Annotated in this window: 23 protein-coding genes; 11 read left to right on the top strand and 12 right to left on the bottom strand. The window is 67.1% G+C overall.

Going from position 1 to position 23,614, the window contains the following annotated elements:
- The 5 genes from AC6LKD_RS15825 to AC6LKD_RS15845 form a co-directional block, all read right to left on the bottom strand.
- The coding region (locus tag AC6LKD_RS15825) for a sulfite exporter TauE/SafE family protein (protein ID WP_498116779.1) at positions 1 to 761 on the bottom strand (761 nt) is incomplete at its 3' end.
- 8 nt (positions 762 to 769) lie between these two features.
- Positions 770 to 2,005 carry an NAD(P)/FAD-dependent oxidoreductase gene (locus AC6LKD_RS15830; RefSeq protein WP_013396779.1) on the bottom strand — a complete coding sequence of 412 codons (1,236 nt, stop codon included), beginning with the start codon at positions 2,003 to 2,005 and terminating at the stop codon, positions 770 to 772.
- An 18-nt stretch (positions 2,006 to 2,023) separates the two neighbouring features.
- Entirely contained in the window at positions 2,024 to 2,443 is a 420-nt protein-coding gene (locus AC6LKD_RS15835) for a DUF6691 family protein (RefSeq protein WP_498116752.1), read from the bottom strand.
- A 1-nt stretch (position 2,444) separates the two neighbouring features.
- The gene (locus tag AC6LKD_RS15840; RefSeq protein WP_013396781.1) at positions 2,445 to 2,876 is read right to left on the bottom strand and encodes a YeeE/YedE family protein; all 432 of its coding nucleotides are present in this window, start codon (positions 2,874 to 2,876) and stop codon (positions 2,445 to 2,447) included.
- Positions 2,873 to 3,208, bottom strand: coding sequence for an ArsR/SmtB family transcription factor (locus AC6LKD_RS15845; RefSeq protein WP_013396782.1), 336 nt, complete (start codon positions 3,206 to 3,208; stop codon positions 2,873 to 2,875). The genes AC6LKD_RS15840 and AC6LKD_RS15845 overlap by 4 nt, the downstream gene beginning before the upstream one ends.
- Positions 3,209 to 3,331: 123 nt before the next feature.
- Between AC6LKD_RS15845 and AC6LKD_RS15850 the strand changes: the two genes are divergently transcribed.
- The 4 genes from AC6LKD_RS15850 to AC6LKD_RS15865 all read left to right on the top strand — a co-directional run bounded on the left by AC6LKD_RS15850 (position 3,332) and on the right by AC6LKD_RS15865 (position 6,690).
- Positions 3,332 to 4,195: an MBL fold metallo-hydrolase gene (locus AC6LKD_RS15850; RefSeq protein WP_041654502.1), complete on the top strand. Its 864-nt coding sequence runs from the start codon at positions 3,332 to 3,334 to the stop codon at positions 4,193 to 4,195.
- A gap of 94 nt (positions 4,196 to 4,289) precedes the next feature.
- A complete protein-coding gene (gene pap / locus AC6LKD_RS15855; protein WP_013396784.1) occupies positions 4,290 to 5,756 on the top strand; it encodes a polyphosphate:AMP phosphotransferase in 1,467 nt (488 codons plus the stop codon).
- A gap of 23 nt (positions 5,757 to 5,779) precedes the next feature.
- On the top strand, positions 5,780 to 6,229 hold the full coding sequence (locus tag AC6LKD_RS15860; RefSeq protein ID WP_492273938.1) for a GNAT family N-acetyltransferase: 450 nt from the start codon (positions 5,780 to 5,782) through the stop codon (positions 6,227 to 6,229).
- On the top strand, positions 6,226 to 6,690 hold the full coding sequence (locus tag AC6LKD_RS15865) for an HIT family protein (RefSeq protein ID WP_492273937.1): 465 nt from the start codon (positions 6,226 to 6,228) through the stop codon (positions 6,688 to 6,690). Before AC6LKD_RS15860 ends, AC6LKD_RS15865 begins: the two co-directional genes overlap by 4 nt.
- A gap of 13 nt (positions 6,691 to 6,703) precedes the next feature.
- Here AC6LKD_RS15865 and AC6LKD_RS15870 read toward each other — a convergent pair whose 3' ends face one another.
- Positions 6,704 to 7,861 (bottom strand): glycosyltransferase, encoded by a 1,158-nt coding sequence (locus tag AC6LKD_RS15870; protein WP_013396787.1) that lies wholly within the window; start codon positions 7,859 to 7,861, stop codon positions 6,704 to 6,706.
- Positions 7,862 to 7,863: 2 nt separating this feature from the next.
- A complete protein-coding gene (locus AC6LKD_RS15875) occupies positions 7,864 to 8,241 on the bottom strand; it encodes a hypothetical protein (RefSeq protein WP_013396788.1) in 378 nt (125 codons plus the stop codon).
- A 228-nt stretch (positions 8,242 to 8,469) separates the two neighbouring features.
- Here AC6LKD_RS15875 and nhaA point away from each other — a divergent pair, with 228 nt between their 5' ends.
- The 4 genes from nhaA to tenA all read left to right on the top strand — a co-directional run bounded on the left by nhaA (position 8,470) and on the right by tenA (position 11,823).
- Positions 8,470 to 9,690, top strand: a complete 1,221-nt coding sequence (gene nhaA, locus AC6LKD_RS15880) for a Na+/H+ antiporter NhaA (protein WP_041654507.1) — start codon at positions 8,470 to 8,472, stop codon at positions 9,688 to 9,690.
- Between the two features lie 65 nt (positions 9,691 to 9,755).
- On the top strand, positions 9,756 to 10,148 hold the full coding sequence (locus AC6LKD_RS15885) for a DUF488 domain-containing protein (protein ID WP_498116753.1): 393 nt from the start codon (positions 9,756 to 9,758) through the stop codon (positions 10,146 to 10,148).
- Positions 10,149 to 10,274: 126 nt separating this feature from the next.
- Positions 10,275 to 11,060 (top strand): 3-hydroxybutyrate dehydrogenase, encoded by a 786-nt coding sequence (locus AC6LKD_RS15890; RefSeq protein WP_498116754.1) that lies wholly within the window; start codon positions 10,275 to 10,277, stop codon positions 11,058 to 11,060.
- A gap of 100 nt (positions 11,061 to 11,160) precedes the next feature.
- The gene (tenA, locus tag AC6LKD_RS15895; RefSeq protein WP_498116755.1) at positions 11,161 to 11,823 is read left to right on the top strand and encodes a thiaminase II; all 663 of its coding nucleotides are present in this window, start codon (positions 11,161 to 11,163) and stop codon (positions 11,821 to 11,823) included.
- A 52-nt stretch (positions 11,824 to 11,875) separates the two neighbouring features.
- Here tenA and AC6LKD_RS15900 read toward each other — a convergent pair whose 3' ends face one another.
- The 3 genes from AC6LKD_RS15900 to AC6LKD_RS15910 form a co-directional block, all read right to left on the bottom strand.
- The gene (locus AC6LKD_RS15900) at positions 11,876 to 14,344 is read right to left on the bottom strand and encodes a TonB-dependent siderophore receptor (RefSeq protein ID WP_498116756.1); all 2,469 of its coding nucleotides are present in this window, start codon (positions 14,342 to 14,344) and stop codon (positions 11,876 to 11,878) included.
- A 196-nt stretch (positions 14,345 to 14,540) separates the two neighbouring features.
- Positions 14,541 to 15,536, bottom strand: a complete 996-nt coding sequence (locus AC6LKD_RS15905; RefSeq protein ID WP_498116757.1) for a FecR family protein — start codon at positions 15,534 to 15,536, stop codon at positions 14,541 to 14,543.
- 11 nt (positions 15,537 to 15,547) lie between these two features.
- Positions 15,548 to 16,054 (bottom strand): RNA polymerase sigma factor, encoded by a 507-nt coding sequence (locus AC6LKD_RS15910; RefSeq protein WP_013396795.1) that lies wholly within the window; start codon positions 16,052 to 16,054, stop codon positions 15,548 to 15,550.
- A gap of 115 nt (positions 16,055 to 16,169) precedes the next feature.
- On the opposite strand from AC6LKD_RS15910, the gene AC6LKD_RS15915 reads away from it, so the two are divergent.
- From AC6LKD_RS15915 to AC6LKD_RS15925, 3 genes are all read left to right on the top strand, one after another.
- The gene (locus AC6LKD_RS15915) at positions 16,170 to 16,931 is read left to right on the top strand and encodes a uracil-DNA glycosylase (protein ID WP_498116758.1); all 762 of its coding nucleotides are present in this window, start codon (positions 16,170 to 16,172) and stop codon (positions 16,929 to 16,931) included.
- Positions 16,932 to 17,206: 275 nt separating this feature from the next.
- Entirely contained in the window at positions 17,207 to 18,988 is a 1,782-nt protein-coding gene (locus tag AC6LKD_RS15920) for a DEAD/DEAH box helicase (RefSeq protein WP_498116759.1), read from the top strand.
- 89 nt (positions 18,989 to 19,077) lie between these two features.
- A complete protein-coding gene (locus AC6LKD_RS15925; RefSeq protein ID WP_498116760.1) occupies positions 19,078 to 20,265 on the top strand; it encodes a class I SAM-dependent methyltransferase in 1,188 nt (395 codons plus the stop codon).
- A gap of 38 nt (positions 20,266 to 20,303) precedes the next feature.
- Here AC6LKD_RS15925 and AC6LKD_RS15930 read toward each other — a convergent pair whose 3' ends face one another.
- Positions 20,304 to 21,404 (bottom strand): tRNA nucleotidyltransferase/poly(A) polymerase-related protein, encoded by a 1,101-nt coding sequence (locus AC6LKD_RS15930; RefSeq protein WP_013396799.1) that lies wholly within the window; start codon positions 21,402 to 21,404, stop codon positions 20,304 to 20,306.
- Positions 21,401 to 23,545: a lytic transglycosylase domain-containing protein gene (locus AC6LKD_RS15935; protein WP_013396800.1), complete on the bottom strand. Its 2,145-nt coding sequence runs from the start codon at positions 23,543 to 23,545 to the stop codon at positions 21,401 to 21,403. The genes AC6LKD_RS15930 and AC6LKD_RS15935 overlap by 4 nt, the downstream gene beginning before the upstream one ends.
- Positions 23,546 to 23,614 lie beyond the last annotated feature (69 nt).

The raw sequence follows: 23,614 nt of genomic DNA on the forward strand, positions 1-23,614 counted from the left end.
TTTACAAGGAAAAGGGCGGAACGGGAGGTGGTGCCCTTTGCCCGGGGGCCGGGGAGTTGTAAAAAGGAGCCGCCCGCCGCCGTGAGCGGCGCCGCGAGGCCCAACCCCAGATGCCCGCCCGCCGCGGCGGCCACGACGCCGCTGGCGGACACCAGCGCGATCACCGCCAGTGAGGTGCCGACAATGGCCTGCATGGTCAGGTCCGTGGCGCGGCGCAACGCGGGCACGATGACGAAGCCGCCGCCCACACCCAGCAAACCGGACAGAAAGCCCGCGACCAGGCCCGCGCCCGTCAAGGCGCGCGCGCAGGGCGCGGTCCAGCGCAGCCTGCCGGTACTGGCGTTGAGCTGGCAGGGCGGGGTGCGCGGCGCGGCATGGACCGCCGTCGCGGGCTTGGCGCCCTGGTTCCACATGCGCCACGCCACCATGCCCAGCACGCCGGCGAAGATGATGGCCAGCGGCGCATTGGGCAGGCGCCGCGCCGCCCACAGGCCCAGCGGCGAAACCAGTATGCCGGTGACGGCCATGAAGCCCGCCGCGCGATAGCGGACCTGGCCCTTGCGCAAGCCCAGCACCGCGCCCAGCGCGGCGGACAGGCCCACTGCCAGCAAGGCGATGGGCGCGGCCTGCGAGACCTGCAAGTGCAGGCCGAAGACCAGCAGCGGCACCGCCATGATGGCGCCGCCGGCGCCGGTCAGCCCGAGTATCAGGCCCACGCACGCCCCCAGCGCCGCGCTGACGGCCAACACCGTATCGATCATGGCGGCGCTCAGTTGCCCAGCGGGCGGGCCAGCCATTCACGGCCCTTGAGCATGCCATTCCAGTAGATCCAGGGCAGCAAGGTCGCCTTGAGGAACCAGGCGCTTTTGCGCGGCACGGTCGGATCCAGCGGGAAGGTCGGCAACAGCTTGCCGCCATAGCCGAACTCGGCCAGCACGATGCGGCCGCGCTCCACCGTCAGCGGGCAGGAGCCGTAGCCGTCGTACTTGACCGGCATGGCGTGGCCTTCGCGCAGCGCCAGCAGGTTCTCGGCCACTGTCACGATCTGCTTGCGCGCGGCCGCGGCAGTCTTGGCATTGCTGGTGCAGATACCGTCGCCCAGCCCGAACACGTTGCCATGGCGCACGTGCAAAAGCGTGGCGGGATCCACTTCGCACCAGCCGGCGGCATCCGCCAGCGGGCTGTTTTTCAGGAAGTCGTGCGGGACCTGGGGCGGCACCGCGTGCAGCATGTCGAAGGACTTCTCCACGCGCGTCACCGCGCCGTCAGCGTTCTTGAGGTCGAACCAGGCCTTGCGCGCCGCGCCGTCCACCGCCACCAGCGCTGAATTGAAGGCCAGCGCGATGCCGTAGCTTTCCACGTAGCGCATCAGCGGCGGCACAAAGGTCGGCACGCCGAACAGCGCCGCGCCCGCCAGGTCGAACTCTACGTCGATGCGGTCCAGCACGCCTGTGCGCTTCCAGTGATCGCAGGCCAGGTACATGGCTTTCTGCGGCGCGCCGGCGCATTTGATGGGCATGGCCGGCTGCGTGAACAGCGCCTGCCCGCCCTTCAGTCCGCGCACCAGTTCCCAGGTATAGGGCGCCAGGTCGTAGCGGTAGTTGGAACTGACGCCGTTCTTGCCCAGCGTATCGGCCAGGCCCTCGACCTTGTCCCACGCCAGGCGCAGGCCGGGGCAGACGATCAATTGCTGGTAGCTCACGGCGCTGCCGTCCGCCAGCCGCACGCGGTTGGCTTCGGGCTCGAAGCCTGCGGCGGCGGCCCGCAGCCAGGTGGCGCGTTTGGGCATGACGGCGTCGGTTGGGCGCACGGTCTTGGCGACGTCGAAGGCGCCGCCGCCCACCAGCGTCCAGGCCGGCTGGTAGTAGTGCTTGTCGCTAGGCTCGATGACGCCGATGCGCAGGTCCGGACGGCGGCGCAGCAGGCTGGCGGTGACGCCTATGCCCGCCGATCCGCCACCCACCACCACCACATCGAAATCGCGCTGCGCCTCTGCTGTCGGCATGCTTGTCTCCTCGCCGGTTTACCGGCTTTTGAATTTTTCCAGGACTGAAAATATCGCCATGCCTACCACCATGGCGGCCACGAAAATCAACGCCTCGGTCACGCCGGCCGCCGCGGCCACCAGTGCCGGTCCCGGGCAGAAACCGGCCAGCCCCCAGCCCGCACCAAACGCCACGCTGCCGACGGCCAGGCGCAAGTCCACCCGGGTGGCCGTGGGCCAACGCATGGGTTCGCCCGACAGGCTGGCGCGGCGGCGGCGCAAGAGTGCGAAGCCCGCCGCGGTCACCAGCACGGCGCCGCCCATCACGAAAGCCAGCGACGGATCCCAGGCGCCGGCGAGGTCAAGGAAGCCCAGCACCTTGGCCGGATTGGCCATGCCGGAAATGATGAGGCCCAGGCCGAACACCAGGCCCGATGCGAAGGCGATCAGCGCGACCATGTCAGAGCGCTCCCAGATGACGGATGACGTAGACCACGGCAAAGCCCGCGCCCATGAACAAGGCGGTAGCGGTCAGCGAGCGGCGCGATCCGCGCGACACACCGCAGACGCCGTGGCCGCTGGTGCAGCCCGAGGCGTAGCGCGTGCCGATGCCGACCAGCAAGCCCGCCACGATCAGGCGCGTGGTGCTGGCCTCCACCACCACAGGCGGCAAGGCGCTGCCCAGGCGGTACAGCCAGGGCGAAACCAGCAGGCCGATTAGAAAGGCCAGCCGCCACATGCCGTCGCGTTCGCCCTGAAGCAGGCCGCCCACAACCCCGCTGATGCCCGCGATGCGGCCCGCGCCCGCCATCAACAGCACGGCAGCCGCGCCGATGAGCAGGCCGCCCGCGCCCGCGGACCAGGGAGTGAAGGCGGACCAGTCCAGGCTCACTTGAGTGACTCCATGGCGCGGCCGCAGTACAAACTCGATAGTGTCTTCATGACCTGGCTGACCTCGAAACTGGCCATCTGGTAGTAGACGTACTTGCCCTCGCGCCGCGTTGCGACCAGTCCTTCATCGCGCAGCACGCCCAATTGCTGGGACAGCGTGGGCTGATGGATGCCAGTCAGCGATTCGAGTTCGCTCACGTTGCGTTCGTTCTGGACCAGCTGGCACAGCAGCAGCAAGCGGTCTTCGTTGGCCAGCGCCTTGAGCAGCGCGCAGGCCTGGGAGGCGGATTCGCGCAAGACGGCGACTTCGCACTCGGTCAGGGCTTCATTCATTTGATACGTATCAATCGGCGTGAGGGAGTTTGATCATTATATTTGCCAATATAATATTCAACAATATTATTGAAATACATATAGTGTTTCATCGTGCAGCGACTCGCTGCGATGCGAGCGTTCATGTCTCCCCAGATCCAGGCCTTTTTCGATCCCGTCACCGCCACCGTCACCTACGTCGTGCATGAGCCCGCGCCGGGCGGCGCCTGCGCCATCATCGACTCGGTGCTGGACTACGACCCCAAGTCCGGACGCTGCAGCACCGCCAGCGCCGACCGGGTGGCCGACTACGTGCGCCAGCACGGCCTGAAGACCGAATGGCTGCTGGAAACCCACGCGCATGCCGACCACCTGTCGGCGGCGCCCTATCTGCAGCGGCAGCTCGGCGGCGTCATCGCCATCGGCCAGAGCATCCAGACCGTGCAGGGCGTGTTCAAGAAGATCTTCAACCTGGAACCGGAGTTCCAGCTGGACGGCTCGCAGTTCGGCCATCTGTTCGCCGACGGCGAAACCTTCCGCATCGGCGCGCTGACGGCGCAGGCCATCCACGTGCCCGGCCACACCCCGGCCGACATGGCCTACCTGATCGGCGACGCCGCTTTCGTCGGCGACACGCTGTTCATGCCGGACGTGGGCACGGCGCGCTGCGACTTCCCCGGCGGCGACGCCCATCAGCTCTACCGTTCCATCCAGCGGCTGCTGAGCCTGCCCGCCGGGACGCGGCTGCACATGTGCCACGACTACCCGCCCGCCGGACGCGACGCCTCCTGGCAGAGCACGGTGGCCGAACAGCGCCGCGCCAACATCCACGTGCGCGATGGCGTCAGCGAAGATGAATTCGTGGCCATGCGCACGCGGCGTGATGCCACGCTTTCCATGCCCACCCTCATCCTGCCCGCCATCCAGGTGAACATCCGCGCCGGCCACTTCCCGCCGCCCGAAGACAACGGCGTGCGCTATCTGAAAATACCCGTCGACGCGCTCTGACAGCGGCGGCGGGCACCGCGATCCGGGCTTGCGCGCCCCGGGCTTATCCCGCAAGATCGTCCGATCGCAGAATTGCCGATCAGACGGATCCCCCATGTTTGCAGAAGCCGAAGCCGACCCCAGCCTATCCAAGGAAGAATTCAAGCCGCTGGAGGCGAAGCTGCGCGTCGCCTTGCTGAACGCGCAGTACCAGCGCCTGCAGAAGGCCGACAAGACGCTGCTGATCGTGATCGCGGGCATAGACGGCGCCGGCAAGGGCGCCACCGTCAACCTGCTGAACGAGTGGATGGATCCGCGCCACATCAAGACGCTGGCCTACGGGCCGCGTGAAGGCGCCGCGCTGCAGCGTCCGCCATTCTGGCGCTATTGGAACGACCTGCCGCCCAAAGGCAGCACCGGCATCGTCTTCGGATCCTGGTACGCGCCGCTGCTGTTCGAGGCCACGCGCAAGAAGCCTGACCAGAACAGCATCGAGGCGCAAGCCGCGGCCATCCGCCACTTCGAGGCCATGCTCGCCGCCGAAGGCGTGCAGATCGTCAAGCTCTGGTTCCATTTGTCGGCCAAGGCGCAGAAGGCCCGCGCCGAACGCCTGCTGGCCAGCCCCGAAACCTCCTGGCAGGTCAGCCCGATCGACCTGAAGGTCTACAAGAAGTACGACCGCATCCGCAACGCCGGCCAGGTGGTGCTGAACCGCACGGACAGCGGCCACGCGCCCTGGGTCGTGATCCCCAGCGCGGACGAGGACATCCGCGCCGCGCGCACCGCCGAAGCGGTGCTGGCCGCCATGCGCCAGCGCGGCGTGCCGCGCATCCCGCCCGCCTTCGTGGCGCATGCCCGGACCACCCGCGTCGTCGACCGCCTGGGCGAACTGGACTACGAGGCCAAGACCGACAAGGACGATTACGAATCCGAACTGGGCCTGCTGCAAGGCCGGCTGGCGCGGGCGGCGCGCTCAAAGAAATTCCAGGAACGCTCGCTGGTGCTGGTATTCGAGGGCCAGGACGCGGCTGGCAAGGGCGGCGCGATCCGCCGTGTGACGCATGCGCTGGACGCGCGGCAGTTCGACATCACGCCCGTATCCGCGCCCAACAGCGAGGAACAGGCCAGGCCCTATCTGTGGCGCTTCTGGCGTCACGTGCCGCGCCATGGGCGCATCGCCATCTTCGACCGGTCCTGGTATGGCCGCGTGCTGGTCGAGCGCGTCGAAAAACTGACCGCGCCTGCCAACTGGCGCCGCGCCTACGCCGAGATCAACGACTTCGAGGGGCAACTGGCGGCCAGCGGCGCGCTGGTGCTGAAGTTCTGGCTGGCCGTGACGCCGGACGTGCAGCTGGAGCGCTTCAAGGAACGCGAGAATTCCCCCTTCAAGAATTTCAAGATCACGGCCGACGACTGGCGCAACCGCGACAAATGGAAGGACTACGCGGCCGCGGCCAACGAGATGCTGGCGCGTACCGACCTCGCGCACGCGCCCTGGCATCTGGTGTCGGCCAACGACAAGCGCTACGCTCGATTGCAAGTGCTGCGACACATCGTCGAAGCCATGGAAGACCAACTCTGAATCCCGCCTGGAGGCCGCAAGCCATGAGTACCGCAGAAATCCGTCCCATCGTCGCCGCCGACTTCGAGGCCTGGCTGCCACTTTGGAAGGGCTACCAGGACTTCTATCGCGTCAACATCGACGACGCGGTCACGCGCAACACCTGGGCGCGCTTCCTGGACCCTGCCGAACCCATGCACGCGGCGCTGGCCTATGAAAGCGGCCGGGCCGTCGGCATGGTGCACTGGATCTTCCACCGCTCCACCTGGACGGCGGGCGACTACTGCTATCTGCAAGACCTGTACGTAGACCCGGACGTGCGCGGCACCGGCGCCGGCCGCAAGCTGATCGAACACGTGTACGCGCAGGCCGCCGCCGCCAACTGCTCGCGCGTGTACTGGCTGACGCACGAGACCAACGCCACCGCCATCCAGCTCTACGACCGCATCGCCGACCGCTCCGGCTTCATCCAGTACCGCAAGGTGATGCCGTGAGCGCACGCGATCCCAACTGTCCGCTATGCCAGGAAGACGGCGGCACGCTGCTGTGGCGTGGCCCGCACTTACGCATCATCGAGGTGGACGACCCCGACTATCCGGGCTTCACGCGGGTGATCTGGAACGGCCACCTGGCCGAAATGACCAGCCTGTCCACCCACGGCCGCGACCTGCTGATGCGGGCCGTGTACGTGGTGGAGGAAGCGCAACAATCGGTCCTGGGACCCGACAAGATCAACCTGGCTTCGCTGGGCAACATGGTGCCGCACCTGCATTGGCATGTGATCCCGCGCTGGCGCGGCGACCGCCATTTCCCCGATCCGATCTGGGCGCCGCCGCGCGTCGCCGCCGGCGCGGAATCCGCGGAATGGCAGGAGCGTCAGGCGCGCGTGCAGGCGCTGCTGCCGCGCTACCGCGACCGGCTGGTCGAGGCCATGAACGCCCTGCTCTGGCACTGAGCCGCCGCCCGCCTCAGGCGATGCGCGCCGATCCCCGCAGTTCCGCCAGCCAGCCGGCATAGGCCTGTTCCACCAGGGCCGCCGTGCGTTCGGCGGAAAACTGGCCCTGGCCCCGGATCAGCTCCCGGCCCGCGTCGCCCATGCGGCGGCGCAGCGCAGGATCGGCCAACAGGCTTTCCAGCGCGCCCGCCAATGCCGCCGGATCGGCAGGCGGCACCAGCAGACCCGTCACGCCAGCCTGCATGGTTTCCGGCACGCCGCCCACATTGGTGCCCACCACCGGCAGCCCCATGGCCGCGGCCTCGATGAATACCGTGCCCAGGGCCTCGCGCAGCGTCGGCAGCGCGAACACGTCGAAGGCAGTCAGGACGTTGCCGATGTCGTCGCGCCGGCCCGTGAAATGCACGCGCTGGGCCAGGCCCAACGCCTCCGCCTGTGTCCGCAACTGCCCGCCCATGGGCTGGCCTTCGCCCACCAGCACCAGATGGGCATTCGGGAACGTGGCGGAAATGCGATGGAAGGCGTCGATCAGATCGCAATGGCCCTTGTCCGCCCGCATCACGGCCACGCAACCGACCACCAGCGCGTCCTCGGGCAGGCCGAGTTCGCGCCTGACGCAGACGCCGCTTTGCACCTGGGGCAGCACCACCGGCGAATGGATGGTGGCGATGGCCTCCGGCCGCGCGCCCCCGTCCAGCAACTGCCCGCGCACGTAGCGGCTGACGGCGATGACGCGATGCGCCAGCCAGGTATAGGCGTAAAGGGAATTGATGGGCTTGGCCAGATGGCGCGTGCGCACGATGAGCCGCGTGCCGGCCAGGCGGGCCGCGATCGCGCCCAACACCGTATCGCGGCGGCTGTGCGTATTGACCACGTCAAAGCGCCCGCCACGCAACAGGCGGCGCATGACGGCGACGCAACGCACGAAATTGAGCGGGCCGTCCATGGCAACGAGATGCACCGTAAAGCCGACCTCGCGCAAACGCCTGCCCAGTTCCGCGTCGGGTTGGCAGACCGCTTCCAGATGATGGCCGCGCTCGCGCATGGCGATCATCTCCTTGTAGATGCAGAACTCCTGGCCGCCGAACGATGTGGCGGCTTCCGTATGCAGGATGCGCAGGCGCGCGTCGGGGCCGGGCCGGGCCTGGAGCGATTCGTTGGGATCCGGCATGATCAGGGATGGCCGCCTTGAGAGGTGTCCGCGTCGCTCCAGCGGCGGCCCTGCGACAGCAGGTAGGCCTCCAGGTAAGAAATGTCTTCCTGGTCCAGCGCCACCGCACCCGCGCTGGCGTGATCGCGCGGGCACTCGGAAGCCTGCAGCCGGTTTTCGGACCAGACGCGGGCCGCGCCAGTGCGGGACAGTTCAAAGCGCGCGCCCGCGCGCGCCCAGCCCAGCAGGCGTGCGCTGGGAATCAGTTGCCGGGTTTGGTAGATGCCGTGCGAACTGGGAGCCGCGGGCACGGTCAGTGTGTCACCGACATCCACCAGGCGGCTCGCGGCGCCGGGCTTGCCGGGCGTATAGGTCAATACCGTAAGAGGGCGTAGTGGCATTTAGCTAGCAAGAGTCGCCAGGCGGCCTTGCAAGCCACATACTGGTCGGGATTCAACGAAAGGGTTCGGTCGCCGAGCAAGCAACGCCAAGAATTCGACGCTGATTGGCTGTTTTTTCAAATAAATGAAAGACGTTCGACGAAATAGAAGAGTCCCGAAATACCAATTCAGGTAAAATTCAGGAATGAAACGCGCATCTTATCAAAACGTAAGCAAAGCCGGTACTGCATGAATTCACAGCCCGTACCGCCCCACAAACCGGTCTCGTTCCTGCAAGCGTTCCTCCGTTCCGAAGCGCTGGGCGGCTATGTCCTGATGCTGGCCGCGCTGGTCGCGCTGGTGGTTGCCAACAGCCCGGCCGCGCCCGCCTATTTCAGCGTGCTGGAAACCAAGCTCGGCTTCCACGTCGGTCCGGTCCTGCTCAAGGAAACCGTGCTGCACTGGATCAACGACGGCCTGATGGCCGTGTTCTTCCTGCTGGTCGGACTGGAAATCAAGCGCGAGGTCCTGGACGGCCAGCTACGCGGCGCCGCCCGCATCGTGCTGCCCGGCATCGCCGCCCTGGGCGGCATGGCGTTGCCGGCGCTGATCTATGTGCTGATCAACTTCGGCAGTCCCGACACCCTGCGCGGCTGGGCCATCCCCGCCGCGACCGACATCGCCTTCGCGCTGGGCATCCTGGCGCTGCTGGGCAGCCGCGTGCCGACCTCGCTGAAGATCTTCCTGACGGCGCTGGCCATCCTGGACGACCTGGGCGCCATCGTCATCATCGCCCTGTTCTATACCGCCGAACTGAATGTGTTCGCGCTGAGCATGGCGGGCGCCCTGCTGGCCTGCCTGTTCTGCCTGAACCGCGCCGGCGTGCTGCGGCTGACGCCCTACCTGCTGATCGGCGCGGTGCTGTGGTACTTCGTCCTGAAGTCCGGCGTGCATGCCACGCTGGCCGGCGTGGCGCTGGCGCTGACCATTCCGCTGCGCCCGCAAAACCAGGGCCATCCCGGCGCGCATTCGCCCCTGCATGTGCTGGAGCACGCGCTGCACAAGCCGGTGGCGCTGCTGATCGTGCCGATTTTCGGCTTCGCCAACGCCGGCGTGTCGTTCGCCGGCATGGGCCTGGGCAGCCTGGCGCAGCCCGTACCCCTGGGCGTGGCGCTGGGCCTGTTCCTGGGCAAGCAGCTGGGCGTGTTCGGCTTTGCCTGGCTGGCCATCAAGAGCGGCATCGCCACCCTGCCGCGCCACGCCAGCTTCACGCAGCTATATGGTGTGTCCCTGCTGTGCGGCATCGGCTTCACCATGAGCCTGTTCATCGGCGCCCTGGCGTTCACCGATCCGGCCGCCATCGACGCCACCAAGATCGGCGTGCTGACGGGTTCGCTGGCGTCCGCCGTGGTCGGCTTCCTGCTGCTGCGCGCCTGCGGGACGCGCGCCGGCACCGCCGAAAATCCTTGAGCAGGGCCTGAGTACGGACGGCGGGCGCTAAAGTAGCGGGATCCGAAACCAATCCGGGAGCCGCCATGAAGCCGTCCGCCATCGCCGTGCAACGCGTCTACGAGGGCTTGGGCCCGGAAGGCAGCTACCAGGCGCTGGTGGACCGCATGTGGCCGCGCGGGCTGCGCAAGGCGGATCTGCACCTGGACGAATGGGCCCGCGACATCGCGCCCACCCAGGAACTGTGCAAATGGTTCAGCCACATCGAGGAACGCTGGGAAGAATTCCGCCAGCGTTACCAGGCCGAACTGGCGGAACCCGAGCAGCAGGCCCGCATGGCCGCCTTGCTGGATGCGGCCGGCGACCGCCCGCTGACCCTGCTCTACGGCGCCCGTAATACTGAACACAACCAGGCCGTCGTGCTGCACGACGTACTGCAGGACTATGTCCGCCATCATCGCAAGCGCAAGAAGGCCTGAGCCAGCGTCCGTTTGCGCGTTCAGCCTGCTCTAATCCTGGCGCGCTACCATCAGGCCATGCTCCCCGCATCCGTGGGCGACAGGGCACGGCCCGGCCCACCGGCAATCCCAACCGGAGGTTCCAGCATGCATAACCTGAATGGAAAAGTCGCCGTCGTCACCGGCGCCGCCAGCGGCATCGGCAAGGAAATCGCCCTCACGCTGGCGCGCGCCGGCGCGGCTGTCGCCATCGCTGACCTGAACCAGGCCGGCGCCGACGCCGTCGCCCGCGAAATCGAACAGGCCGGCGGCAAGGCCATGGGCGTGGCCATGGACGTCACCAGCGAAGACGCCGTGAACCAGGGCATCGACCGCGTCGCGGCCGCCTACGGCAGCATCGACATCCTGATTTCGAACGCGGGCATCCAGATCGTGAACCCGATCGAGAACTTCGCATTCTCGGACTGGAAGAAGATGCAGGCCATCCACGTGGACGGCGCATTCCTCACGACCAAGGCGGCGCTCAAGCATATGTACAAGGGCGACCGCGGCGGCGTGGTCATCTACATGGGCTCGGTCCATTCGCACGAAGCCTCGCCGCTGAAGTCCGCCTACGTGGCCGCCAAGCACGCCCTGCTGGGCCTGGCGCGCGTGCTGGCCAAGGAAGGCGCGGCGCACAACGTGCGCTCGCACGTCATCTGCCCGGGTTTCGTGCGCACGCCGCTGGTGGAAAAGCAGATCCCGGAACAGGCCAAGGAACTGGGCATCAGCGAAGAGGACGTGGTCAAGAAGGTCATGCTGGGCGACACGGTCGACGGCGTATTCACGACGGTCGAGGACGTGGCGCAGACCGCCCTGTTCCTGGCCACCTTCCCCAGCGCCGCCTTCACCGGCCAGTCCTTCGTGGTCAGCCACGGCTGGTACATGCAGTAATTCGGCCCGCGGCGCCTTTTGCCGCGCGGTCTTTGATACCCTAGCCCTCTTTGTGGACCGGCGCGCAGTCGCGCGCCGGCAGCCTGCCTTGAGGAACCCCATGTCTTTCAGCTCCGACGCCTGGGCGCGCAACGCCGCGCTGTACGAAACCACGCGCGACATGCCGTTCAACCGGGAACTGGCCAGCGGCCAGCTCGACGAGAACGCGTTCAAGCACTACATGATTCAGGACGCGCATTATCTGGTGGCCTTCGGACGCGCGCTGGCCATTGCTTCGGCCAAGGCCGACGACGCCGACGGCGTGGTGCAGTTCGCGGATGCGGCCAAAGGCGCGGTCGTCGCCGAACGCACGCTGCACGCCGGCTTCCTGAAGCAGTTCGGCATCGACGACGCCACCTTCGCAGCCACGCCGCTGACCCCGGCCTGCCACCACTACACCAGCTACCTGATCGCCACCGCCTGGAGCGCGCCGTATCCGGTAACGCTGGCGGCCCTGCTGCCGTGCTTCTGGATCTACGCCGAGATCGGCCGCGAGATCCATGCGCACGCGGCCCAGCCCAATCCCTATGCGGCCTGGATCGAGGCCTATGCCTGCGAGGACTTCCACGCCCTGGTGCAGCGGGTCATCGCCACGGTCGACCGCGTTGCCGAAAAGGCGTCCGCCGAAACGCTGGCGCAGATGCACGCGGCCTACACGCGCGCCGCGCAGCTGGAATGGATGTTCTGGGATTCGGCCTATCGCCAGGACGGCTGGCCGGTCTGAACGCTGGCGCAACCCCCAGGGCGCGCGTGTTCGTACGCGCGCCCCGCCGCATCTAGAACTGATAGCGCGTGCTCAGCAGGAAACTGCGAGGCGTACCGTAGTAGTTGCCACCATTGTTGCCCGCCAGCGTATCGAAATAGCGCTTGTCGAACAGGTTGTTCACGTTCAGCTGGAAATCCAGCTGGCGGTTCACCCGATAGCCCGCCACCAGATCGACCACCGCGTAGGGCGATTGCTTGATCACATACCCGGCGCTGCTGGTCAAGGACTGCGTCGTGATCTTGCTTTGCGCGCGCACCGCTCCGCCCACCCGCCACTGCTCCAATTTTCCTGGCAAGTGATACATCGCCGACACCTTGAACTGGTGCTGCGGAACATAGCTGGCGTAAGGTTGGCCGGATGCGCCATCCACGCCGCCGCTTGAGACCTTGGCCCGGGTGTACGAATAGCCGATGCCCACATTCAGGCGCGGCAGCAATTCGCCGTTGATGTCGACCTCCACCCCCTCGCTTTTCACCTCGCCAACGGCGCGGTAGCAATTGGTGGCCACGAAGCACGAGGGAATGTCCGTGACGGCTTGCGGCAGGTTGGTCTGCGTGGTCGAGAACAGCGCAATGGCGGCGTTGACGCGTTCATCCAGATAGCTGCCCTTCAAGCCGATTTCGTAATTGGTGCCTTCCACCGGCTTGAGCACGGTGCCGGACGTGTCCAGGTAGTACTGCGGTTTGAAGATGCTGGAATAGCTGGCGTAGACCGAATGGTTGTCGTTCAGGTCATAGATCAGCGCGGCATAGGGCGTGAAGTGGGCATCTTCGCCAAACTTGCGCTGACTGCTCCAGCTGCCCTGGGTCTGTTTATTGTCGAAGTCGTACCAATCCATGCGGGCGCCCAGGATCATGCTCAACGGATCGGCCAGGCGGAAGCGGCCCGTGGCATAGAACGACGTCAACTCGGAGCGTTGGTCGCGGCGCCACATCGTGTCTTTGGCGAAGTCCTGGCGGCGCATGGAATCCGGGTCCCAGGTGGAGGGGTCGACGCCGGAGACCATCAGGTAGCCGCCCGGCTCATCCAGGTAGCTATAGCCGTTGTCCAGCCAGTGGTCATTGCGGTAGCTCGCGCCCACTGCAATATCGTGCTCGCGGCCGAACAGCGTGATCGGGCCTTGGGCGGACAAGTCGAAGCTGCGCTGCTTCTTGTCGTAGTCATAGCGGCCTCCCATCACGTCATATACGGTGCTGCTCTGGCCGCCGTCGCTGGCGACGAAGTACGCGCCATCCAGCGACGATTTGCCATTGACGCCCCGGGCCGCCGCGCGCGCCATCCAGCCGTTGGCGAAGGTGTGCTTCAGCTCGGCGAACAGGCTGTATTCACTCTTGTCCCAATAGCTCCATGACGGCGAAAAGCGGCGCGACCGCCGGATATCCAGCGGAGTGCCATCCACGGCGGTGGGCACGCCCATCCATTCGGAGCCAGGGTTGTCTTCGCGATTGGAATGCCCGCCCAGCGTCAGGACGGTGTTAGCCGTCAGATCGATGTCCACCACGCCGTAGTACAGCTGCCTGCGGCTGCTGTAGCCGTCGGTGAAATAGTCCCGCGACTGCTGCGACGTGACGAAGCGTGCGCGCACCGCACCGCTGTCGTTCAATGGCCCGCTGGCATCGAATTCGCCCGAAAAGTTGTTCCATGACCCCGCGCGCGCGGTGGCAATGAATTGCGCAGCGTCGGTCGGCTGCTTGCGCACAAAGTTGATGGTGCCGGAAGGGTCGCCCATGCCGGTCATCAAACCAGTGGGGCCGCGCACGACTTCCACGTGGTCGTATATGGCCGTGGTGCTGTAGGTGGAGGTGTCCGTCTCGTACGACACGGGCAGGCCGTCCATCAGGAAGGTATTGATGGTGAAGCCGCGTGAGAAATAGCGCGACCGGTCATTGCTCCAATGGTTGACCGTGACGCCAGTGGTGCTGTTGGCGACGTCGTCGATCGTCTGCATGGCGAAGTCGTCCAGCTTCTGCCGAGTGACCACGCTGACGGATTGCGGCGTTTCCTGGATGGTCAGCGGCAGCTTGGTCGCCGTGCTCATGGCGCCAGTGGTGTAGGAACCGGTGTCCTCGGTGATCGAGTTGCCCTTGCCTACGACGGTGATGGTGTTCATCACCACGCTGTTGGCGTCCCCTACGCGCGACACCGACACATTGCTGCCCGATCGTTCAAACGCCAGCCCGGACCCTGCCAGCAGCGCCCGCAAGGCCTGGTCCGGCGTCAGATTGCCCGCCACGGCTGGCGCCTGCAGCCCCCGCACCGTATCGGGCGCGTACGCCAATTCCAGCGATGCCTGCGTCGCCAGTTGCGTCAAGGCGCCTTCCAGCGACTGCGCGGGGATATTCACGGCCAGCGGCGCTTCCTGCGCGTGGACCTCACGTTGCGGCATGGCCAGCGCCAGCATCAAGGACAGGGCCAGCACGGTCAGCCCGCGCGTCGGCTCGGCAAGGCGCGATGTGGGTCCAGAGGGTTTACGGTTCACGAGACTAGCGTTCCTGGAAGGGTCTTGAGACAAGGCGCGCCAGTCAGCCCATGACGGAGGATGCTGGCGCAGCCGCGGCATCGGATCGATGCCCTTGGGAGACAAGACGCCTGTCGCGGACAAATCCCTGATGGAGAAACGCGATTGAATAGTAACTATTCGTAATTAGGCGGGCCGGCGAGATGGCCGCGAGAAGCTAGCGGCGCACGATCAGCGCCGAGCCATCCGCGCCGCTTTGCACGCGCACCGGCGCGATCGCGGGCAGCAAATCCAGGAAGGCCTTGGGATTGTCGACGCTGAACACGCCCGAAATCCGCATCGCCGCCACATCATCACCCGACACGCGGATCGGCGCGTGACCGTAGCGGTTCATTTCGGAAACGGCTTCGGACAGCGGCACGTCGCGGAATACCGCGCGGCCGCGCTGCCAGGCCAGCAGAGTCGCCACGTCCAGTTTTTCGGACGGCGACAAGCGTCCATCCTGCGCCGTGCGCGTGCCCTGGCCCGCCGTCAGCAGTACCTGGCTGCGGTTCCACCAATGGCCAGACTGGACCGCCACCGTGCCCGATTCCACGGCCACGCGCACAACATCGGCGTCGCGCCGGACATTGAAGCGCGTGCCCGTCACGCGGATGGTCACGCCGCCGGCCTCAACATAGAACGGCCGGCTGGCGTCCGGCGTCACCGAAAATGTCGCCTCTCCCGCTTTCAGCTCCACCACCCGGCGGTCCGCGAGTAGCGCTACCGACAATTGCGTGGCGGTGTTCAGGTCGACGATGGACGCATCGGGCAGAGACACCTGCTGGCGTTGCCCCAACTGCGTTGCGTATTGCGCGGCGTAGCCGGGATCGCCCTCGCCCCATCGCGGCAATGCCACGGCCGCGACCACGGCGGCGGCGCCTGCAAGGACCAGTCCTGCCGCCAGGCGACGCCGCGGCGGCGCGCGGCGGCTGGATGCGGCTAACGGCTCCTGCGTCAGCGCGCGCAACCGCTCTTCCCCCAACTGCGCGCTGGCATTCCAGATGCCGCGCGCGCGGCGGAACTCCAGGTCGTGCGAGGGATGCGCCCGCCGCCACGCTTCGAACTGCAGGCGCTCGGCCTGGCTCATCTGTTCCGAATGCACACGGGCGAACCAATAGGCGGCCGCATCGCGGGGATCGGTCAGGGTGTCGGGGTCGATGGGGTCGGTCATTGCGCGGCGGATCAATCCGGGCAGAAGTGTTTCAGCTGTTCGCGGACTTCTCGCGTGGCGTCCATGATATAGCGCTCGACGGTATTGAGCGCCAGGCCCATCCGCGCCGCGACTTCGGGCTGCGAATAGCCTTCGAGCCGGCACCACACATAGGCTTGCCGCTTCTTTAGCGGCAAGCTGGCCAGGGCGCATTCCAGCGCGTCAGCCAACTGGCGAGCGCGAGCGCTGGACTCCGGGTCATGCCACTGGGCAGGGTCATCGGCGGCCCAGGCTTCCAGCGATACCTCATCATGCCGCGCCTGCCGCCGCATCTCGCTGATCAGCCGATTCTGCGCCGCCCGGCGCAAATAGGATTTGCCGTTGGATACGCTGCGGCTGCCGCCGCTCAGCAAGCCGGCCATCACATCCTGCGCGGCGTCCTCAGCCTCGCTGGGCCTTGAATTGCGCTTGGCCCACGCACCCACCAACTCGCCGTAGTGGGCGAGCCAACCTTTCAGGCTGCTGGGAGGACTGGACATGGCGGCAATCGCGGCGAATGCAGGAAGGCCGCAATATTAACAATGATTCTCAATTCGAATACAACAGCATGTCCACGAGACGGGCCACCTCACCCTCTGTGCCAAAATCGCGCCCATGCCTACCGATAATCGCCTCGTCCCTGACGCCCTTGGTACCCAGACCGCGCAACTACCCGACGCCTGGGCCGCCGCCTTTACACCTGGCGCCGTCGCCGACGCGCTGGCCGCCGTGACCGCTCACGTGGAAAAGCGCCTGAGCGAAGGCGCGACCATCTATCCCGCGACGCCCTTCCGCGCCCTGCACGGCCTGGCGCCGTCGGACGTGCGCGTGGTGATCCTGGGACAGGACCCGTACCACGGCCCCGGTCAGGCCCAGGGGCTGGCCTTCTCGGTGCCGGACGACTGCAAGCGGCCGCCCAGCCTGCGCAACATCTTCAATGAGATCGCCCAGGAGTATCCAGGCAGCAGCGTTCCTGCCGGCAACGACCTGAGCGACTGGGCCGATCAGGGCGTGCTGCTGCTGAATACCGCGCTGACCGTGGAAGACGGACAGCCTGCGTCCCATGCCAAGCGCGGCTGGGAAACGGTGACGGATGCGTTGATCGCCCTGGTCGCCAGAGATCCCTCCCCGAAGGTTTTCATGCTCTGGGGCGCTCATGCCCAAGCCAAGCGGGCGTTGCTCCCGGACAACAGCGGCCACCTGGTCTTGATGTCCAACCATCCTTCGCCGCTTTCCGCCAGAAGGCCCCCCGTACCCTTCCTGGGCTGCGGCCATTTCCTGGCGACCAATCAGTGGCTGACCAACCAAGGGAAAAACCCTATTGATTGGGGGCTGGACAAAAAAATAATTCCCATGCAGGGCGAATTCGGGTTATGATCGCCGCACTGCACAAAACGAGTTCGGCATTTACCGCCTTGATTTAGCGGAAGTTTTCGCAGTCTGCCGGGTAACAGCCCCGGCCCCATGCCGAACTATCATCGATTCCTGACCCCTTTCCTTTCGCCCTGCGTTCCACTCAGTACTAGAGAACGCGCCACGCGCATGGTTGATCCGGTCGGCACGATGCTCCATCAACCGTCGCCTGGATCCGGCCGCCTAATCCCCTGGCCCGACCAAGCACTGCGTCGCATTGATTGCGGCAAGGGAAAGTAATGTCTTTCGAAACCCTGGGTCTTGCGCCCGCTCTGTTGTCGGCCGTCCAAGAAGCTGGCTTCTCCACCCCCACCCCGGTCCAAGCCTCCGCCATTCCCCAAGCGCTGGCCGGCCACGACTTGATGGTGTCCTCGCAGACGGGTAGCGGCAAGACCGCGGCCTTCATGCTGCCGGCCCTGCACCGCATCGCCCAGATGCCCGCCAACAAGGGCGTCGGCGTGCAAGTGCTGGTGCTGACCCCGACCCGCGAACTGGCCCTGCAAGTCACCGACGCCACCGCCACCTACGGCCGCAAACTGGCCGACCTGCGCACCGCCACCGTCGTGGGCGGCATGCCCTACGGCGCGCAGCTGAAGGCGCTGTCGCGCCGCGTGGACGTGCTGGTCGCCACCCCCGGCCGCCTGATCGATCACCTGAACTCGGGCCGCGTCAAGCTGAACACCGTGCACACGCTGGTGCTGGACGAAGCCGACCGCATGCTGGACATGGGCTTCATCGAAGACATCGAGACCATCGTCGGCCGCCTGCCGGAAGACCGTCAGACGCTGCTGTTCTCGGCCACGCTGGACGGCACCATCGCCAAGCTGGCGGCGCGCATGATGCGCGATCCGCAGCGCATCGAAATGGCCGGCGCCAAGGAAAAGCACACCAACATCACGCAAAGCCTGCTGTACGCGGACGATGCCAGCCACAAGATGCAATTGCTGGACCACGTGCTGCGCGACGCCGCGCTGGACCAGGCCATCGTCTTCACGTCGACCAAGCGCGGCGCCGACGACCTGGCCGACCGCCTGGCCGACCAAGGCTTTGCCGCCGCCGCCCTGCACGGCGACATGAACCAGCGCCAGCGCACCCGCACGCTGTCGCAACTGCAACGCGGCCAGTTGCGCATCCTGGTCGCCACCGACGTGGCCGCTCGCGGCATCGACGTGCAAGGCATCAGCCACGCCGTCAACTTCGACCTGCCGATGCAGGCCGAAGACTACGTGCACCGTATCGGCCGTACCGGCCGCGCCGGCCGCAGCGGCCTGGCCTTCACGCTGGCCACGCACTCCGAGCGCCACAAGGTCCGTCGCATCGAGCACTACATCGGCCAATCGATCACCCCTGAAGTCATCGCCGGCCTGGAACCCAAGCGCACCCCGCGCCCCTCGGCTGGCGGCGCCGGCCCGCGCGGCGGCAAGCCTTTCGGCAAGCGCCCCGGCGGCGGCTACCAGGGCAACCGCGAGGGCCGTTCCTTCGGCGGCCCGCGTGGCGAGTTCAAGCCGCGTGAAGGCGGTTACCAGGGCAATCGCGACGGCGCCCCGCGTGAAGGCGGCTACCAAGGCAATCGTCCGTTCGGCGACCGCCCGGCCCGTTCCTTCAGCGATCGCCCCAGCTTCGGCGACCGTCCGCAGCGCGAAGGCGGCTACCAGGGCAACCGTCCCTTCGGTGACCGTCCCCAGCGCGAGGGCGGCTTCCGCGGCGGCGACCGCGATTCGCGTCCCAGCTTCGGCGATCGTCCCAGCTATGGCGACCGCCCCCAGCGCGATGCCCGCCCGTTCAACGAGCGCGGCCCGCGTGAAGGTGGTTTCCGCGGCGGCGACCGTGACTCGCGCCCCAGCTTCAGCGATCGTCCGAGCTTTGGCGACCGTCCCAGCTTCGGCGACCGTCCCCAGCGTGAAGGCGGCTTCCGCGGCGGCGACCGCCCCGAAGGCGGTTTCCGTGGCAAACCCACGTTCGACAAGCGCCCCGGCGGCCCCGCCAAGCGCTTCGCCAAGCCGGCTGATCGCCGCGGCTAATCGCCCCGCTTGAGCCCACCACAAACCCCGCGCCTGTCGCGGGGTTTGTTTTTTGGGAAAATGACTGCTTGTCCACGCACCACCCGACCATGCAACGATCCGCTCCCGCCAACCTGCCCGCCCTTGCCCCCGCCGCCCAGGAACACAGCGCCGCCGCCGCCGCGCACCTGCGCGCCACGATCGCCGCCCATGGCGGCTGGCTGTCGTTCGACCACTGGATGGCGCAAGCGCTGTACGCGCCCGGGCTGGGCTACTACGCGGCCGGCAACGTCAAACTGGCTGACGCCGACGGCGACGTCCGCGCCCCAGCCGGCGACTTCGTCACGGCGCCCCAACTGAGCCCGCTGTTCGCCCGCACGCTGGCGCGCCAAGCCGCCCAGGTGCTGCGCCAGACGCAGACCGAGACCGTGCTGGAATTCGGCGCCGGCACCGGCGCGCTGGCCGAAGGCGTGCTGCGCGAACTGGATGCGATGGGCCTCGCCCAGACCCGCTACGTGATCCTGGAAGTCTCGGCTGACCTGCGCGCGCGCCAGGCCGAAAGGCTGGCGGCGTTCGGCGACCGCGTGCAATGGCTGGACGCGCTGCCCCAGAGCTTCGCTGGCTGCGTGCTGGCCAACGAAGTCCTGGACGCGATGCCGGTGTCGATCTTCCACTGGAGCGAGGCCGGCGAAGTACTGGAACGCGGCGTGGCGGTGGATGCCTCGCAAGACTTCGTATGGGAGGACCGCCCCGCGCCCCCGGCACTGGCGGCCGCCGTCGCCGCCCGCATGCCGGCCCTGCCCGGCTACGTATCCGAGATCAACCTGCAAGGCGAAGCCTGGATCGCCGCCATGGGCGGCTGGCTGGAGCGCGGCGCGGCGCTGCTGGTGGACTACGGCTTTCCGCGCAGCGAGTACTACCATCCGCAGCGCGCGGGCGGCACGCTCATGTGCCATCTGCGGCATCACGCCCATGGCGATCCTTTCACCGCGCCGGGCCTGCAGGACATTACCGCCCACGTCGATTTCACCGCCATGGCAGACGCCGCGCTCGAAGCCGGCCTGCAGGTCCTGGGCTACACCTCCCAGGCCCGCTTCCTGATGAACGCGGGGCTGATGGATCTGCTGGCGCAACTGGATCCGAGCGACGTGCAGCAATACGCGCAGGCGGTAGCGCCCGTGCAGAAGCTCTTGTCCGAATCGGAAATGGGCGAACTGTTCAAGGTGCTGGCGGTGGGGCGCGGCATCACCGAACCCTTGGCGGGGTTCTCGCGCGGCGACCGGCTGAGCAAGCTGTAAGGGCGCGCAGCGCCCCTTCTTTCAAATCGGTCGCGGAATCACTGCGCCCGCAGGCGCTCCAGACGCGCTGCTCGGACCTGTTCCTTGATACGCGCGGGATCTCCGGCGCAGGCGCGGGCGATGACCCCGGCATCCACGCCGCGCACGGCCGCCACGCGCGACAGCCAAGCCGGGCGGTCCACGGCACGCAGCACCGCGGCCGTATCCAGCAGATCGACAAAGCGTTCCGGCTTGCGCAGCGCGTCGGCACGCTCCATCAGCCCCAACTGCGCATCGGCAGGGTCCGCGCCCTGCTCCGCGGCATCCAGCCCCGCCAGCACTTCCGGCAGCAGCCGCGCGTAATCATTGCATTCGGTAGGCACGCGCAGGCGGCGGCCCATGGCGTCGCGTTCTGGCGTCAGCCGGCACAGCAAGGCGTAGCGGCCCGGCAGCGATAGGTCTTGTGCGGCCGCGCGGTCCACATCCGCCGCGGTCTGGTCCACACCTTGCAGCTCGGGCATCACGCGCGCCAGCGCCCCGCATTGCTGGAGGATGCCCAGCATGCGCGACGGCGCCGCCGCCATCAGGCCGCGCGACAATTCCTTCCAGACCCGCTCGGCCACCAGCGCATCGGCCTCGCCGGCCTCGACCATGCGGCGGCACAGTTCGATGGTTTCGGGCGCCACGGAAAAATCGCCAAAGCGCGCCGCGAAGCGGGCCAGCCGCAGGATGCGCACCGGATCCTCTTCGAAGGCCTCGCCGACGTGGCGGAAGATGCGGTCGCGCACGTCCGCCGCGCCGCCCAGGGGATCGACCAGTTCGCCGTCCTGCGTCTGCGCGATGGCGTTGACGGTCAGGTCACGGCGGCGCAGGTCCTCTTCCAGCGTGACGTCGGCGCCGGTGTAGAAGGTGAAGCCCTTGTAGCCCCGCCCCGATTTGCGTTCGGTGCGCGCCAGCGCGTATTCCTCTTTGCTGCGTGGATGCAGGAAAACGGGGAAATCGCCGCCTACCGGCACGAAGCCGCGCCGCGCCATGTCCTCGGGCGTGGCGCCGACCACGACCCAGTCGTGGTCGCCGGGCGGCAGGCCGAGCAGCGCATCGCGCACCGCTCCGCCCACGATATAGACCTGCAGGCCGTCGGTGGCCGGATCCCGCGTCATGGAATCGAGGTGCTTTCCGCGCCCAGCGGCACGATGTTGCCCAGGCGTTCCTTGAGGGACTGGGACTGGCCGGTGAACATGGCCGCGTAATACACCGAGTTGGACATCACGTTCTTCACGTAGGTGCGCGTTTCGTTGAACGGGATGGTCTCGGCGAAGATGGCGCCTTCCACCGGATGCGTGAAGGTCGAGCGCCAGTTGTGCGGACGGCGCGGGCCGGCGTTGTAGCCCGCGCTGGCCAGCATCTGCGAACCGTTCAGGTCGCGCAGCACCATGTTCAGATAATTGGTGCCAAGTTCGGTATTGGTGTCGAAGTCGTTGACGCTGTCGGGCGTGAAGTTGCTCATGCCGATCTTGCCCGCGACCCACTTGGCGGTGGCCGGCATCAGTTGCATCAGGCCGGATGCGCCCACGTGCGAACGCGCGTCCATGATGAAGCGCGATTCCTGGCGGATCAGGCCGTAGACCCAGGCCGGGTCCAGCGCGATGGCGTTGGCCTTGGCGGTGACGCGGCCTTCGAACGGCGCGATGAAGCGCTGGCTGAAATCGAACTCTTTTTCCGTGCGGTCGGAGGTGTTGACCACGCGGTCGTAGATGTTCTCGGCACGCGCCAGTTCGGCGGCGGCCATCAGTTGGCGGTCGCTCATGCCGCGCAGCGTGAAGTTCCATTCCGGCACGGCTTCGGCGCGCCAGCCCAGGCGGAAGAGCTGGATCGCGCGGCGCAGGCCGGGATTGGCGCGGGCCTCGGTGATTTCCTGGTCGCTGATGGGCGCGGGACGCGGCGGCACGGTGATGCGGCGGCCCAGTTCCTCGGCGGCAAGTTGGCCGTAGAAGTCGAAGCGGTCGGCGATGCTGGCGTAGGCGGTGGCGGCCTGTTCCTTGTTGCCGCGCGCGGCCTGGCCGCGAGCTTTCCAGTAGATCCAGGACGAGTCGGCCTGCTGCGAGGCCGGCATCTGGTCGATGGATTCCATCACCCACTTCCAGTCGATCTTGGGCTGGCGCAAGGCGGCGCGCACCTTCCAGGCAGCGTTGTACTCCGTCATGCGGATGTGGCCGGCCTCGTGGTACCAGTCGTCGGCGCGGCTGTCGAGATTCAGCGCGGCAACCAGCGCGTATTGGCCGCGGACCCAGGCCAGGTTCGACTTGGCCATGGACTTGGACCAATCCCCGGACTTGCCCCATTCGCGGCGCAGGTAGGAATCGGCCACGCTGACATCGGAGCGCGCCAGGCGCGCCAAGGCGATGGTCACCAGCTCCTTCTCGTTGCGGCCCACGGGCTGACGGCTCTGGCGCGTCAGCCACTTCATGGGATCCTTCATGAGCAGGTCATAGGTTTTCAGGTCGCCCGGCTCGAACATGTACTGAGCGAATTTGCGCGCGTCGGCCGTCTTGTTGGCTTCGATGGCGTCACGCAGCTGGGGTTCCAGTTGTTCCCAGCCCATGATGCTGTCAGCGACCAACTGGTCGTACAGCGCCCAGCAGGCGCCGCCCGGCGCGAACACGGCCGCGGCCTGCGCCGCGTTAACGCGCTGCCCGGTCATGTGTTTGGCATCGAGGATGGCGCACTCGATCTGCGCATTGCTGTTCTTGACGGGCGCGAGCTTGCGCACGGTTTCGAAGTCGCCGCTGCGGGCGGCGGCCAGCAGCCAGTCGCCGCGCAAGCGGTCGGCCAGGTAGGCGTCGGAATTGCCGCTGATGAATTTCTGCAGGTCGGCGGTGGGCCGGCCCGTGGCGGGCGGGGTCCACAGCTGATAGCGCAGCAGCCAGTATTCGGGGTACATGCCCAGCGGGTCCGGCTTGGCCTGCGGCACCAGCGCGCCCAGCACGGACCACTGCTTGCGGTTCATGGCTTCGCGCGCCGCAACCACGGCGGCCAACGCGGGCGTCTGGGAAGTGGGCGGCAGACCCGCCAGCACGGCCGGCGGCACGGAAATGGCGGGTTGCGCCGCCTGCACGGCGGGCTCGGGCTGGGTCTTGACGGACGCACTGCGCTGTTGCGCATCCACCGGCGCACAGGCCGCGGTGAACAGCGCCAGCAGCGGCAGCCAACGGCGCAGGCCGGGAGCAGCTTCGGATGTGGCGGCGGGCCCGGATTTCCGCGCGGTTTTCTGATACCGTCCGGATTGCAGAGTCTGTGTCATGCCCTGTCCCTCATACACTGGCCTTGCCGTACGCCAGCATGCCGGCAATCCGCATTTTCGTCCGCACTT

The organism is Achromobacter sp. D7-1, assembly GCF_059760445.1.

Excerpts from the sequence above, each read along its gene's own strand:
- nhaA (WP_041654507.1), top strand. The coding sequence starts at position 8,470 with ATGAATTCACAGCCCGTACCGCCCCACAAACCGGTCTCGTTCCTGCAA.
- AC6LKD_RS15920 (WP_498116759.1), top strand. The coding sequence starts at position 17,207 with ATGTCTTTCGAAACCCTGGGTCTTGCGCCCGCTCTGTTGTCGGCCGTC.
- AC6LKD_RS15905 (WP_498116757.1), bottom strand. The coding sequence starts at position 15,536 with ATGACCGACCCCATCGACCCCGACACCCTGACCGATCCCCGCGATGCG.
- AC6LKD_RS15850 (WP_041654502.1), top strand. The coding sequence starts at position 3,332 with ATGTCTCCCCAGATCCAGGCCTTTTTCGATCCCGTCACCGCCACCGTC.
- AC6LKD_RS15930 (WP_013396799.1), bottom strand. The coding sequence starts at position 21,404 with ATGACGCGGGATCCGGCCACCGACGGCCTGCAGGTCTATATCGTGGGC.
- AC6LKD_RS15845 (WP_013396782.1), bottom strand. The coding sequence starts at position 3,208 with ATGAATGAAGCCCTGACCGAGTGCGAAGTCGCCGTCTTGCGCGAATCC.
- AC6LKD_RS15870 (WP_013396787.1), bottom strand. The coding sequence starts at position 7,861 with ATGCCGGATCCCAACGAATCGCTCCAGGCCCGGCCCGGCCCCGACGCG.
- AC6LKD_RS15915 (WP_498116758.1), top strand. The coding sequence starts at position 16,170 with ATGCCTACCGATAATCGCCTCGTCCCTGACGCCCTTGGTACCCAGACC.
- AC6LKD_RS15860 (WP_492273938.1), top strand. The coding sequence starts at position 5,780 with ATGAGTACCGCAGAAATCCGTCCCATCGTCGCCGCCGACTTCGAGGCC.
- AC6LKD_RS15935 (WP_013396800.1), bottom strand. The coding sequence starts at position 23,545 with ATGACACAGACTCTGCAATCCGGACGGTATCAGAAAACCGCGCGGAAA.
- tenA (WP_498116755.1), top strand. The coding sequence starts at position 11,161 with ATGTCTTTCAGCTCCGACGCCTGGGCGCGCAACGCCGCGCTGTACGAA.
- pap (WP_013396784.1), top strand. The coding sequence starts at position 4,290 with ATGTTTGCAGAAGCCGAAGCCGACCCCAGCCTATCCAAGGAAGAATTC.
- AC6LKD_RS15830 (WP_013396779.1), bottom strand. The coding sequence starts at position 2,005 with ATGCCGACAGCAGAGGCGCAGCGCGATTTCGATGTGGTGGTGGTGGGT.
- AC6LKD_RS15910 (WP_013396795.1), bottom strand. The coding sequence starts at position 16,054 with ATGTCCAGTCCTCCCAGCAGCCTGAAAGGTTGGCTCGCCCACTACGGC.
- AC6LKD_RS15875 (WP_013396788.1), bottom strand. The coding sequence starts at position 8,241 with ATGCCACTACGCCCTCTTACGGTATTGACCTATACGCCCGGCAAGCCC.
- AC6LKD_RS15835 (WP_498116752.1), bottom strand. The coding sequence starts at position 2,443 with ATGGTCGCGCTGATCGCCTTCGCATCGGGCCTGGTGTTCGGCCTGGGC.
- AC6LKD_RS15890 (WP_498116754.1), top strand. The coding sequence starts at position 10,275 with ATGCATAACCTGAATGGAAAAGTCGCCGTCGTCACCGGCGCCGCCAGC.
- AC6LKD_RS15885 (WP_498116753.1), top strand. The coding sequence starts at position 9,756 with ATGAAGCCGTCCGCCATCGCCGTGCAACGCGTCTACGAGGGCTTGGGC.
- AC6LKD_RS15925 (WP_498116760.1), top strand. The coding sequence starts at position 19,078 with ATGCAACGATCCGCTCCCGCCAACCTGCCCGCCCTTGCCCCCGCCGCC.